We start from the raw sequence: 13,360 nt of genomic DNA, 5'->3' as shown, positions 1-13,360 counted from the left end.
AGACGAACGAGCTTCAGCTATCGAGTAAAAATAATTCTCATTTAGTTCAAGATCACCAGCGCGGGGAATTCTTGAAGCCGTGCAGAGGTGATGTGGGCGAGGGAACGGACCACGTCCAGCGGCTGGTCGAGGCGGTAATTGCCGGTGACGGCGACGTCGGCCAACTGCTCGTTGTTGTTGATGATCCAGCCCGGATAGTAGCGACGCAGCTCCGCCAGCACCTGGCTCAGCGGGCAATTCTCGAACACCAGTCGGCCCTGGACCCAGGCCAGGTCAGTGGCGGCATCGAGCTTGGCCGGGCGGTCAAAACCGTTGGGGCCGATGCGGATGCTTTCGCCGGCCGAGAGCCGCACTCGCGCGTCGTCACGGGTCGCACGCAAATCCACATCGCCGCGCTGCACCCGGACTTGCGCCACGCCGTCGAGGTAACGCACCGCAAACGCGGTGTCGTGCACGCTGGCCTTGACCGGTCCGGCATCGATTTCCAGCGCCTGGCCACGGTTGGCCGGCACCTCGAAAAACGCCTCGCCCTGATACAACCGGGCCACGCGCTGTTGATCGTTGATGGTGCTGGAAAACGCCGAGTTGGTATTGAGCAGGACTTTCGAGCCGTCCTCCAGTTGCAGACGCTGGCGCTCGCCGACCACGGTCAGGTGATCGGCTTGCAGGCGCATCGGCAGATTGCTGAAGCTGAACAAACCGAGGATCAACACCGCCGCCGTGGCCAAGGGTTTCCAGTGCGGGCGCAGGCGCGACAGCACGCTGACTTTCGCCGGTTGAGCGGCGAGGCTTTGCGCGCACTGCGTGACCAGCGGGCCGTCCCAGATCGCCTGGGCCTTGGCGAAGGCTTCGGCGTGCAGGGGATCGGCAGCCAGCCAGTCGTGAAACTGTCGGGTCTGTTCTTCGCTCGGACTGCCGAGCACGATCAGCCAGTCCAAAGCCTGGTCCATCGCGCTGGCGGGGTCTCCAGCGGAGCGGTGGGTGTCCGTCACGGTGTTTCCTCGGCTGTGTCTGTGCACGGCTGTTTTTTGAGTGAAGCTTGAAAGTGGGGCAAGGGTAGCAAAGCCCGACGGCCTGCGCAGTCGATCACGGCAGGTAGCGAATAAACCTGCAGACTCAGTCGCCGTTCAAGCGTTCCGCGACGCCGATGCAGATCGCCATGATCAATTTCAATTCCTTTTGTACCGTGCTCAACGACACGCCGAGCTTCTCGGAAATCTCCAGATAGCTATGCCCGTGCAGGCGACTGAGGATAAAGATCTGCTGCTGGCGCTGGCTGAGTTCACTGAGGCTCACGTTCAAACGCTCCAGCAATTGTTCGGCATGGGCGGCGTCCTCGGCGCTGCTGGCGGGGGCGGCGATGCTTTCGACCACCTCCAGCGGGACGTCATCGAGCATGGTGCGCGACTGAATGCGCCGCGCACGCAAATGGTCCAGCGCCAGGTTGCGGGCGGTCTGGAACACGAAGGGTTCGAGGTGATCGATGGCTCGTTCACTGAGCGCCCGGGTCACGCGCAGGTAGGTTTCCTGCAGCAGATCTTCGGCGGTGCTGTGATTGTTGACCATCCGCTCCAACGTGCGCAGCAAGGAAACCCGCTGGGCGATGAAGACGTGATTGAAGCGCGATTGACTCACGGGAGGACCTGATCCATTTCTAGCGAATGATAATGCTTATCATCCACTCGAATGGTCAAGTGCTGATTTGTGAAGCTGAATTGCGAAGCGCTAGGCGCGACCCAGCAGATAAGTCGCGTAATCCGGAATCCGGTGCTCGTGGGCCTGATCCATCATCGGGCTGCTGAGCAAGTAATCGGCGCTGCATTCGTTGCAGGCCACCGGAATGTTCCAGACCGCCGCGACCCGCAGCAACGCCTTGATGTCCGGGTCGTGGGGCTGCGGTTCGAACGGGTCGCAGAAGAACACCAGCATGTCGACCCGTTGCTCGGCGATGCGCGCACCGAGTTGCTGGTCGCCGCCCAACGGGCCACTGATCATGCTTTCCACCGGCAGGTCGAGGCGTTGTTGCAACAACAACCCCGTGGTGCCGGTGGCGACCAGTTCATGCTGCGCCAACTTGTCTTTCTGGCGCTCGGCCCAGTCCAGCAAAAACACTTTGCAATGGTCATGCGCGACCAGGGCGATACGCTTACGCGCCGCCAAGGTCTTTTGCGTGAAGCTGATACCGATCATCGGTGTTGCTCCTGCTCCATCAATGCGCGATTACTCGGCGTTACACAGCGCCAGGCAGTTATCGAGCATGCGGTTGGAGAAGCCCCATTCGTTGTCGTACCAGGCCAGGACCTTGAGCAGCTTGCCGCTGGACTTGGTGTGGTTGGCGTCGAAGATCGACGACAGCGGGTTGTGATTGAAGTCGCTGGAAACCAACGGCAGGGTGTTGTAGCCGAGGATTTTCGAGTGCTGGGCGGCTTCTTTCAGCAGCGCGTTCACTTCGTCGGCCGACGCTTCGCGCTTGAGCTGCACGGTCAGGTCCACCAGCGACACGTTGATCACCGGGACACGCACCGCCATGCCGGTCAGTTTGCCCGCCAGTTCCGGCAGTACCAGGCCAACCGCTTCAGCGGCGCCGGTCTTGCTCGGGATCATGTTCTGGGTGGCCGAACGGGCACGGTACGGGTCGGTGTGGTAGACGTCGGTCAGGTTCTGGTCGTTGGTGTAGGCGTGGATCGTGGTCATCAGACCGCTTTCGATCCCCAGCTCGCGGTGCAGCACCTGGGCCACCGGGGCCAGGCAGTTGGTGGTGCACGAGGCGTTGGAAATAATCTGGTGCGACTGGCGCAGAATGTCGTGGTTCACACCATAAACCACAGTCGCGTCGGCGCCTTTGGCCGGGGCCGAGATGATGACTTTGCGTGCGCCGGCCGTAATATGCGCGGCGGCTTTGGCACGGTCGGTGAACAGACCGGTGCATTCGAATACCACGTCAATCTTCTCGGCAGCCCACGGCAGTTCGGCAGGGTTGCGGATGGCGCTGACCGAAATACGGTCACCATTGACGGTCAGGCTTTCGTTATCGTGCTGGACATCGGCGTCGAATGTGCCGTGAACGGTGTCGTACTTCAGCAGATGAGCGTTGATCGAGCTGTCGCCCAAGTCATTGATGGCAACGATCTGCAAATCCTGGCGGTAGCCTTGGGTATACAGTGCGCGAAGGACATTGCGGCCAATACGGCCAAAACCATTGATTGCGATTCGAAGAGTCATTTAACTGGGCCGCCGTCGATTTGTTGTTGGAATTACAAGATTATTCGCATAAAAATAGAAAACAAGCCTTTTTAATGGCAATATTTTGTTCAATCTACAACGAGTGACCTGAATCAACTGGTCCGATCGATCAAGAAAGCCGCCCGTCACCCCATCGACAACGGCACTTGATCAGCATAGACAATCAGGTCGCCACATCCGTTAGCCTGGAGTTCTACACATGCATCCCCGCGTCCTTGAGGTCACCGAACGGCTTATCGCCCGTAGCCGAGCTACTCGTGAGGCTTACCTTGCGCTGATTCGCGGCGCTGCCAGCGACGGTCCGATGCGCGGCAAGCTTCAATGCGCCAACTTCGCCCACGGCGTGGCGGGTTGCGGCACCGAAGACAAGAACAGTCTGCGGATGATGAACTCCGCGAACATCGCAATTGTTTCTTCGTATAACGACATGCTCTCGGCGCATCAGCCGTACGAAGTCTTTCCTGAACAGATCAAAAAAGCCCTGCGCGAAATCGGCTCGGTCGGCCAGTTCGCTGGCGGCACCCCGGCGATGTGCGATGGCGTGACCCAGGGCGAGCCCGGCATGGAGCTGAGCCTGCCGAGCCGTGAAGTGATCGCGCTGTCCACTGCGGTGGCGCTGTCCCACAACATGTTCGATGGCGCGCTGATGCTCGGCATCTGCGACAAAATCGTGCCGGGCCTGATGATGGGCGCGCTGCGTTTCGGTCATCTGCCGATGATCTTTGTACCGGGCGGACCCATGGTCTCCGGCATTTCCAACAAGCAGAAAGCCGATGTGCGCCAGCGCTATGCCGAAGGCAAAGCCTCGCGCGAGGAGCTGCTAGAATCGGAAATGAATTCCTACCACAGCCCCGGTACCTGTACTTTTTACGGCACCGCCAACACCAACCAGCTGCTGATGGAAGTCATGGGCCTGCACTTGCCGGGCTCTTCTTTCGTCAACCCGAACACGCCGTTGCGCGATGCCCTGACCCGCGAAGCGGCGCATCAAGTCACGCGCCTGACCAAGCAAAATGGCAACTTCATGCCGATCGGTGAAATCGTCGATGAGCGTTCGCTGGTCAACTCCATCGTGGCGCTGAACGCGACTGGCGGCTCGACCAACCACACCCTGCACATGCCTGCCATCGCGATGGCTGCCGGTATTCAATTGACCTGGCAAGACATGGCCGACCTCTCCGAAGTCGTGCCGACCCTGAGCCACGTCTATCCGAACGGCAAAGCCGACATCAACCACTTCCAGGCGGCGGGCGGCATGTCGTTCCTGATCCGCGAACTGCTGGAAGCGGGCTTGCTGCATGAAAACGTCAACACCGTGCTCGGCCATGGCCTGAGCCGCTACACCCAGGAACCGTTCCTCGATAACGGCGAACTGGTCTGGCGCGAAGGCGTGACCGACAGCCTCGACGAAACCATCCTGCGCCCGGTCGCGCGCGCGTTCTCGTCAGAAGGCGGCTTGCGCGTGATGGAAGGCAACCTCGGTCGTGGCGTCATGAAGGTTTCCGCTGTCGCTCTGGAAAACCAGATCGTCGAAGCGCCGGCCATGGTGTTCCAGGATCAGCAGGACCTGGCCGATGCGTTCAAGGCCGGTTTGCTGGAGAAGGATTTTGTCGCGGTGATGCGCTTCCAGGGTCCGCGTTCCAACGGCATGCCGGAACTGCACAAGATGACGCCGTTCCTCGGCGTGCTGCAGGATCGCGGCTTCAAAGTGGCGCTGGTGACTGACGGACGGATGTCCGGTGCATCCGGGAAAATCCCGGCGGCGATTCACGTCAGCCCCGAAGCTTACGTCGGCGGCGCTCTTGCGCGAGTGCAAGAGGGCGATATCATCCGCGTCGATGGCGTCAAAGGCACCCTGGAGCTTAAGGTGGACGCCGAAGAATTCGCAGCGCGCACGCCGGCCAAGGGTTTGTTGGGTAACAACATCGGCAGCGGGCGCGAACTGTTTGGTTTCATGCGCATGGCCTTCAGCTCCGCAGAGCAGGGCGCCAGCGCCTTTACTTCTGCCCTGGAGACGCTTAATTGAAACTGGCTTTGGTCGGTGACATCGGTGGGACCAACGCACGTTTCGCGTTGTGGAAAAACCAGCAACTGGAGTCGATCCAGGTATTGCCGACGGCAGAACACACCAGCCCGGAGGAGGCCATTGGTGTCTACCTGACCGGGTTGGGGCTCAAGCCGGGCGACATTGGTTCGGTGTGCCTGTCGGTCGCCGGCCCGGTGAGCGGCGATGAATTCAAGTTCACCAACAATCACTGGCGCCTGAGCCGCAAGGCGTTCTGCCAGACCTTGCAGGTGGATCAACTGCTGCTGGTCAACGACTTCTCGGCCATGGCCCTGGGCATGACCCGTTTGCAGCCGGGCGAATTCCGCGTGGTCTGCGAAGGCACGCCGGAACCCTTGCGCCCGGCGGTGGTGATCGGTCCGGGCACCGGTTTGGGTGTCGGTACGTTGCTTGATCTGGGTGAAGGCCGTTTTGCGGCGTTGCCGGGGGAGGGCGGTCACGTCGATTTGCCGTTGAGCAGCCCACGGGAAACCCAGTTGTGGCAACACATCTTCAATGAGATCGGGCATGTCAGCGCCGAGACTGCGTTGAGCGGTGGTGGCTTGCCGCGAGTCTATCGGGCGATTTGTGCGGTGGACGGGCATGAACCGGTGCTCGACAGCCCGGAAGCGATTACTGCGGCTGGTCTGGCGGGGGATCCGATTGCCTTGGAAGTGCTGGAGCAATTCTGCTGCTGGCTCGGCCGCGTGGCCGGCAATAACGTGCTGACCACCGGTGGGCGCGGTGGGGTGTTTATCGTGGGCGGGGTGATTCCACGGTTTGCCGATTTCTTCGTTGAAAGCGGTTTCGCCCGGTGCTTCGCCGACAAGGGGTGCATGAGCGATTATTTCAAAGGCATCCCGGTGTGGCTGGTGACGGCGCCGTATTCCGGGCTGGTTGGCGCAGGTGTGGCGCTCGACCAGGCCTGAAACCGAGTCGCGCCCTTCGCGGGCAAGCCTCGCTCCTACAGGTTTTGTGCGATCTCTGTAGGAGCGAGGCTTGCCCGCGAAGGCGTCCGCACAGACTCCAACGATTTACGCACGATCAGGCATAATCCGCCCAATTCAAACAACAAGGATGCCGCCCCTGTGAGCTCAGTCAACAAGTCGATTTTGTTGGTCGATGACGATCAAGAGATACGCGAGTTGCTGGACACCTACCTGACCCGCGCAGGTTTTCAGGTGCGCACGACGCCGGACGGCGCAGGCTTTCGCCAGGCGATGAACGAAGCGCCGAGCGATCTGGTGATCCTCGATGTGATGCTGCCGGACGAAGACGGATTCAGCCTCTGCCGCTGGATTCGCCAACACCCGCGTCAGGCCCAGGTGCCAATTATCATGCTCACCGCCAGCTCCGACGAGGCCGACCGCGTAATTGGCCTGGAACTGGGCGCCGACGATTACCTAGGCAAACCCTTCAGCCCTCGCGAATTGCAGGCCCGCATCAAGGCGTTGTTGCGCCGTGCCCAGTTCGGTCAGGAACGTTCCGGCAGTGAAGTGCTGGCCTTCGATGACTGGCGCCTGGACATGGTCAGCCATCGGCTGTTCCACATCGATGGCGAAGAAGTGATTCTCTCCGGCGCCGATTTCGCGCTGCTGAAACTGTTCCTCGATCATCCTCAGGAAATCCTCGACCGCGACACCATCGGCAATGCCACCCGTGGCCGCGATTTGATGCCGCTCGATCGCATTGTCGACATGGCCGTCAGCCGGTTGCGCCAACGCCTGCGCGACACCGAAAAACCGCCGCGACTGATCCGCACCGTGCGCGGCAGCGGTTATCAATTGGCCGCCAATGTGGTCGCCAGCAATGGCCACTGAGTGGTTGCGCCGGCTCGCCGCCAAGGTGCCGGTGCCGCGTTCGCTTCTCGGGCGAATGCTGTTGCTGACGCTGTTGGTGGTGATGTTCGCCCAGGCGTTATCCAGCGTGATCTGGGTCTCGCAACTGCGCGCCACGCAACTCGAAGGCCTGGTCACCAGCGCCCGCAGCCTGGCGCATTCGATGACCGCCAGCGTCAGTTATTTCCGTTCGTTGCCGGTGGCGTTCCGGCCATTGGTGCTCGATCAGTTGCGCAGCATGGGCGGCACCCGGTTTGTGGTGACCCTCAATGACAAACCGTTAGGCATGGAAGTGCTGCCGATCACCCCGCGCAAAGCGGCGGTGCTCAAAGCGGTGGACGAAGTGTTGCGCGAGTCCCTGGGTCACGACACCGATATCTCGGTGACCTTCGTCAGCCCCGAAGACCTGCGGATCTTCAACAGCGGCTTGAAACTCGATGAATTGCCACGCTCCTGGGCGCATTACGCGTTGACCCTGGAACCGGTGAACCCGCCGGTGCTGGTCACGCAAATCCAGATGGCGCCGGGGGAATGGCTGTACATCGCGTCCTTGTTGCCCGAGCCCTACACCAGTCTTGAAGAGCAAGGCCTGCCGGCCCAGCAGGTGTGGTTTATCGTGCTCACCAGTGGTTTCCTGCTGTTATTTATCGGCCTGCTGGTGCACTGGCAGAGCCGTCCGCTCAAGCGTCTGGCGCGCGCGGCGCGGGACATGTCCCTCGGCGCTGAAGTCGAACCGGTGCCCGAGGGCGGCGGCAGCGAAGTGGTCGAAGTGGGCCGCGCGTTCAACGCAATGCGCGAACGCATCAGCCGTTATCTGACCGAACGCAGCCAGTTGTTCAGCGCCATCTCCCACGACTTGCGCACGCCGATCACCCGTTTGCGCCTGCGCGTCGAATTGCTTGAAGACGAAAAACTGCAAGCCAAGTTCGGCCGTGATCTGGATGAGCTGGAGCTGCTGGTCAAAGGCGCGTTGCAATGCGTGAAAGACACCGACATCCACGAAAACATCGAGCCGGTGGACCTCAACCATGTGCTCGATTGTCTGGTGGAGCCGTACCTGGCGCCCAATGGCAATGGTCGCGTGACTCAACAGGGCCGGGCGTTTGCGGCGTATCCGGGCAAACCCCTGGCGCTCAAGCGCTGCATCGGCAACCTGATCGACAATGCCTTGAAGTACGGGCAGAACGCGCATCTGCATATCGATGACGACCAGAGCGCGTTCATCCTGCACGTGGACGATGAAGGCCCGGGCGTGCCGGAGCAGCGGATGGAGCAAGTGTTCGAACCGCACTTCCGCCTGGCCGGGCAGCAGCAGGGTTATGGGTTGGGCTTGGGCATCGCGCGCAACATTGCCCATAGCCATGGCGGTGAAGTGAGTCTGCAAAATTTGCGTGAGGGTGGGTTGCGGGTGACGTTGCAGCTTCCTCGGTCACTCGATTAAAGACCGCGTTATCGTTCTTCGCGAGCAGGCTCGCTCCCACATTGGAATGCGGTCACCTGTGGGAGCGAGCCTGCTCGCGAAGGCGCCAGACCTTTCAACACATCCTTCAAGTCTAATGTCACAACCCTGTGACAAACCCCGCCCCCTTCGTTACCTGCCGCGCCTCGGCCGTTGTTTAGACTGCCCCCAGTCATAACAACAAAAAAGGTACCCCATGGACACCTTCCAACCGGCCTTCAGCAGTTGGCTGAACGCGCCTGCCCACCAGCAATGGCTCGCCGCCGAAGGCTTGCGCCTGCTGGCGTTCGCCAAGGCTTCGAAGCTTCCAGAAGGCTTCGGCAATCTCGATGAAAAGGGCCGCCTCCCGGCCAACTCCCATGCCGAAACCATGAACACTGCGCGCATGACCCACAGCTTCGCCATGGCTCACATTCAGGGCTTGCCAGGGTTTGCCGAACTGGTGGATCACGGTATCCAGGCCCTCAGCGGTCCGCTCAAGGATGCCGAGCACGCTGGCTGGTTCGCCGTCGCCCAGCATCGCGATGACAACACTGGCAAAGCCGCCTACCTGCACGCCTTCGTTGCCCTGGCCGCGAGTTCCGCAGTGGCCGCTCAGCGCCCCGGCGCACAGGCCTTGCTCGACGAAGCGATCCGCGTCATCGACACGCATTTCTGGAGCGAGGAGGAGGGCGCCATGCGCGAATCCTTCAATCGCGACTGGAGCGAGGAAGAGGCGTATCGCGGCGCCAACAGCAACATGCACGCCACCGAAGCGTTCCTCGCGCTGGCGGATGTCACCGGCGACAACCGCTGGCTGGTCCGCGCGCAACGCATCGTCGAGCGGGTGATTCACGGTCACGCCGCCGCCAACGATTACCTGGTGGTCGAGCATTTCGATCGCGACTGGCAGCCGCTGCGCGAATACAACCACGACAATCCCGCCGACGGTTTCCGTCCTTATGGCACCACCCCAGGCCACGGTTTCGAATGGGCGCGGCTGTTGCTGCACCTCGAAGCCGCACGGGTGCAGGCTGGCATGCTCACGCCAGGTTGGCTGGCAACCGATGCGCAAAAACTCTTCGATCACAATTGCCGTCACGGCTGGAATGTCGATGGCGCACCGGGGATCGTCTACACGCTGGACTGGGACAATCGCGCCGTGGTTCGCCATCGCCTGCACTGGACCCATTGCGAAGCCAGCGCCGCCGCCAGCGCGCTGCTGAAACGCACCGGCGATGAACAATACGAAACCTGGTACCGACTGTTCTGGGAATTCTGTGACAGTCATTTCATCGACCGCTGCGATGGCAGTTGGCACCATGAACTCGATCCGCAAAACCGCCCGAGCGCCGATATCTGGGGCGGCAAACCGGATCTGTATCACGCCTGGCAGGCGGTTTTGATTCCGCGCCTGCCACTGGCGCCGAGCATGGCGACTGCCTTGGGGCAGTTGTCCCAGAGCGCTCCTGTGTAACCATGTGGTGACATTCAAGCGTCCCTTCGTTACCTGCGAAGGGATAACTCCTGTTTAAAATCCCATGCAGCGCAAGCACCAGACTTGCATGCATAACAACAAGAAAGGTAATTCTAGATGAATGCGATTTCTCGCCTCGCTACTGTCATTTCTCTTGCCTCATTGCTTCCTATCTCTGCATTCCCTGTCAGTGCACTTGCCGCCGATTCCAAAGGTTCGGTAGAAGTCGTTCACTGGTGGACGTCCGGTGGCGAAAAAGCTGCCGTTGATGTGCTCAAAGCCCAAGTCGAAAAAGACGGTTTCACCTGGAAGGACGGCGCAGTGGCCGGTGGTGGCGGTGCGACCGCCATGACCGTACTGAAAAGCCGCGCCGTTGCCGGTAACCCGCCGGGTGTAGCGCAGATCAAAGGTCCGGACATCCAGGAATGGGCGTCTACCGGTCTGCTCGACACCGACGTCTTGAAAGAAGCCGCCAAGTCCGAGAAGTGGGACAGCCTGCTCGACAAGAAAGTCTCCGATACCGTGAAGTACGAAGGTGACTACGTGGCCGTGCCGGTGAACATTCACCGCGTCAACTGGCTGTGGATCAACCCGGAAGTCTTCAAGAAAGCCGGGATCGAAAAAGCCCCGACTACCCTGCAGGAATTCTACGCAGCCGGCGACAAGCTGAAGGCAGCGGGCTTCATCGCCCTTGCCCACGGCGGCCAGCCTTGGCAGGACAGCACCGTGTTCGAAGCAGTAGTGCTTTCGGTCATGGGCGTCGACGGTTACAAGAAAGCCCTGGTCGACCTGGACAACGCTGCACTGACCGGTCCTGAGATGGTCAAGGCGCTGACCGAGCTGAAGAAAGTCGCGACCTACATGGACGCCGACGGCAAAGGCCAGGACTGGAACCTGGAAGCGGCCAAGGTCATCAACGGCAAGGCCGGCATGCAGATCATGGGTGACTGGGCCAAGAGCGAATGGACCGCAGCCAAGAAAGTCGCGGGCAAGGATTACGAGTGCGTAGCGTTCCCGGGCACCGACAAGGCTTTCACCTACAACATCGACTCCCTGGCGGTGTTCAAGCAGAAAGACAAAGGCACGGCTGCTGCTCAGCAGGACATTGCCAAGGTCGTTCTGGGTGAGAACTTCCAGAAAGTCTTCAGCATCAACAAAGGTTCGATCCCGGTTCGAATCGACATGCTGAACGACATGGGCAAGTACGGTTTCGACTCCTGCGCCCAGACCGCGGCCAAGGACTTCCTGACGGACGCCAAGTCCGGCGGCTTGCAGCCGAGCATGGCGCACAACATGGCGACCACGCTGGCGGTACAAGGCGCGTTCTTTGATGTGGTGACCAACTTCATCAACGATCCGAAAGCCGACCCGGCCACTGCGGCCAAACAACTCGGCACAGCGATCAAAGCGGCCAAGTAACCCTTAGCAACGCAATCCCTGTGGGAGCGAGCCTGCTCGCGAAAGCGGTCTGACATTCAACTCTGATGTCGACTGATACACCTCCTTCGCGAGCAGGCTCACTCCCACACGGGATGTCACTGTAATTTTTATTCTACGTACGGGATCTTCCCATGAGTTCTGTTGCTGTGTTCAGCAAGGCCTCGCCGTTCGATGCACTGCAGCGCTGGCTCCCCAAACTGGTGCTGGCGCCCAGCATGTTCATCGTCCTGGTGGGCTTCTATGGCTATATCCTGTGGACGTTTGTCCTGTCGTTCACCACATCGACTTTCCTGCCAACCTATAAGTGGGCCGGCCTGGCGCAATACGAGCGGTTGTTCGACAACGACCGTTGGTGGGTAGCGAGCAAGAACCTGGCGGTGTTCGGCGGCATGTTCATTGGCATCACCCTGGTGATCGGTGTTCTGCTGGCGGTGTTCCTCGACCAGCGCATTCGTCGCGAAGGCTTCATCCGCACCATTTACCTGTACCCGATGGCGCTCTCGATGATCGTTACCGGTACCGCGTGGAAATGGCTGCTCAACCCGGGCATGGGCCTGGACAAATTGTTGCGGGACTGGGGCTGGGAAGGCTTTCGCCTGGACTGGCTGATCGACCCGGATCGCGTGGTGTATTGCCTGGTGATCGCCGCCGTCTGGCAAGCCTCGGGCTTTATCATGGCGATGTTCCTCGCCGGCCTGCGTGGCGTTGATCAATCGATCATCCGTGCCGCCCAGATCGACGGCGCGAGCATGCCGCGCATCTACCTCAAAGTGGTGTTGCCGAGCCTGCGTCCGGTGTTCTTCAGCGCCGTGATGATCCTCGCTCACATCGCAATCAAGAGTTTCGACCTGGTGGCGGCAATGACGGCCGGTGGCCCGGGTTATTCCTCCGACCTGCCTGCGATGTTCATGTATTCCTTCACCTTCAGTCGCGGCCAGATGGGCATGGGCTCGGCCAGTGCGATTCTGATGCTCGGTGCGATTCTCGCAATCATCGTGCCTTACCTGTACTCCGAGCTGAGGACCAAGCGTCATGACTAGTTTCGCTGCCAAACCGGCCATCAGCCTGAGTCGCATCGCCATCTACGGCGTGCTGATCCTCGCTGTATTCCTGTACCTGATTCCGCTGGTGGTCATGCTGTTGACCAGCTTCAAGACCCCGGAAGACATCAACTCCGGCAACCTGCTGAGCTGGCCGACCGTGGTCAGCGGCATTGGCTGGGTCAAGGCCTGGGGCACGGTTGACGGGTACTTCTGGAACTCGATCAAGATCACCGTTCCGGCGGTGCTGATCTCCACCGCCATCGGTGCATTGAACGGCTATGTGCTGTCGATGTGGCGCTTCCGTGGTTCGCAACTGTTCTTCGGTCTGCTGCTGTTCGGTTGCTTCCTGCCGTTCCAGACCGTGCTGCTGCCAGCCTCGTTCACCCTCGGCAAAATGGGCCTGGCCAGCACCACCACCGGCCTGGTGTTCGTGCACGTGGTCTACGGCCTGGCGTTCACCACGCTGTTCTTCCGTAACTACTACGTCAGCGTTCCCGATGCGCTGGTGAAAGCCGCGCGGCTCGATGGCGCGGGTTTCTTCACCATCTTCCGGCTGATCATCCTGCCGATGTCCACCCCGATCATCATGGTCTGCCTGATCTGGCAGTTCACTCAGATCTGGAACGACTTCCTGTTCGGTGTGGTGTTCTCCAGCGGTGATTCGCAACCGATAACCGTGGCGCTGAACAACTTGGTCAACACCAGTACCGGGGCCAAGGAATACAACGTTGATATGGCGGCGGCGATGATCGCCGGGCTGCCGACCCTGCTGGTCTATGTGGTCGCAGGCAAGTATTTCGTGCGCGGGCTGACGGCCGGCGCAGTCAAGGGGTAATC

Annotated in this window: 12 protein-coding genes; 8 read left to right on the top strand and 4 right to left on the bottom strand. The window is 60.5% G+C overall.

The genetic code is table 11. The features are described 5' to 3' along the window. Nucleotides 1-41: 41 nt before the first annotated feature. The 4 genes from ACIOYV_RS21995 to gap form a co-directional block, all read right to left on the bottom strand. A complete protein-coding gene (locus tag ACIOYV_RS21995) occupies nt 42-992 on the bottom strand; it encodes a FecR domain-containing protein (protein ID WP_054613742.1) in 951 nt (316 codons plus the stop codon). A 124-nt stretch (nt 993-1,116) separates the two neighbouring features. Further along, the gene (locus tag ACIOYV_RS21990) at nt 1,117-1,635 is read right to left on the bottom strand and encodes an RNA polymerase sigma factor (protein ID WP_054044943.1); all 519 of its coding nucleotides are present in this window, start codon (nt 1,633-1,635) and stop codon (nt 1,117-1,119) included. A 90-nt stretch (nt 1,636-1,725) separates the two neighbouring features. Beyond that, nucleotides 1,726-2,190 carry a methylglyoxal synthase gene (locus tag ACIOYV_RS21985; RefSeq protein WP_401326988.1) on the bottom strand — a complete coding sequence of 155 codons (465 nt, stop codon included), beginning with the start codon at nt 2,188-2,190 and terminating at the stop codon, nt 1,726-1,728. A gap of 30 nt (nt 2,191-2,220) precedes the next feature. Beyond that, the gene (gene gap / locus ACIOYV_RS21980) at nt 2,221-3,222 is read right to left on the bottom strand and encodes a type I glyceraldehyde-3-phosphate dehydrogenase (protein WP_054044940.1); all 1,002 of its coding nucleotides are present in this window, start codon (nt 3,220-3,222) and stop codon (nt 2,221-2,223) included. 220 nt (nt 3,223-3,442) lie between these two features. Here gap and edd point away from each other — a divergent pair, with 220 nt between their 5' ends. The 8 genes from edd (at nt 3,443) to ACIOYV_RS21940 (ending at nt 13,358) form a co-directional block, all read left to right on the top strand. Then, complete coding sequence (edd, locus tag ACIOYV_RS21975) at nt 3,443-5,269, top strand: phosphogluconate dehydratase (protein ID WP_163912592.1); 1,827 nt, start codon at nt 3,443-3,445, stop codon at nt 5,267-5,269. Then, complete coding sequence (locus ACIOYV_RS21970) at nt 5,266-6,216, top strand: glucokinase (protein WP_401326984.1); 951 nt, start codon at nt 5,266-5,268, stop codon at nt 6,214-6,216. The genes edd and ACIOYV_RS21970 overlap by 4 nt, the downstream gene beginning before the upstream one ends. Before the next feature lie 159 nt (nt 6,217-6,375). Beyond that, a complete protein-coding gene (locus ACIOYV_RS21965; protein ID WP_008155851.1) occupies nt 6,376-7,107 on the top strand; it encodes a response regulator in 732 nt (243 codons plus the stop codon). Beyond that, nucleotides 7,097-8,566, top strand: coding sequence for an ATP-binding protein (locus tag ACIOYV_RS21960; protein ID WP_163912596.1), 1,470 nt, complete (start codon nt 7,097-7,099; stop codon nt 8,564-8,566). Before ACIOYV_RS21965 ends, ACIOYV_RS21960 begins: the two co-directional genes overlap by 11 nt. 214 nt (nt 8,567-8,780) lie before the next feature. Then, nucleotides 8,781-10,040 (top strand): AGE family epimerase/isomerase, encoded by a 1,260-nt coding sequence (locus ACIOYV_RS21955; protein ID WP_401326980.1) that lies wholly within the window; start codon nt 8,781-8,783, stop codon nt 10,038-10,040. Nucleotides 10,041-10,157: 117 nt separating this feature from the next. After that, nucleotides 10,158-11,459 (top strand): ABC transporter substrate-binding protein, encoded by a 1,302-nt coding sequence (locus tag ACIOYV_RS21950; RefSeq protein ID WP_163912600.1) that lies wholly within the window; start codon nt 10,158-10,160, stop codon nt 11,457-11,459. A gap of 152 nt (nt 11,460-11,611) precedes the next feature. After that, the gene (locus tag ACIOYV_RS21945; protein WP_046056150.1) at nt 11,612-12,520 is read left to right on the top strand and encodes a carbohydrate ABC transporter permease; all 909 of its coding nucleotides are present in this window, start codon (nt 11,612-11,614) and stop codon (nt 12,518-12,520) included. After that, nucleotides 12,513-13,358, top strand: a complete 846-nt coding sequence (locus tag ACIOYV_RS21940) for a carbohydrate ABC transporter permease (protein WP_054613749.1) — start codon at nt 12,513-12,515, stop codon at nt 13,356-13,358. Before ACIOYV_RS21945 ends, ACIOYV_RS21940 begins: the two co-directional genes overlap by 8 nt. Nucleotides 13,359-13,360: the final 2 nt, after the last annotated feature.

The sequence above is a fragment of the Pseudomonas sp. NPDC087342 genome, from assembly GCF_044744265.1.
Taxonomy (GTDB): domain Bacteria; phylum Pseudomonadota; class Gammaproteobacteria; order Pseudomonadales; family Pseudomonadaceae; genus Aquipseudomonas; species Aquipseudomonas nunensis.
Note: the sequence above shows the minus strand (reverse complement) of the source record. Positions and strands in the feature narration are given on the sequence as shown.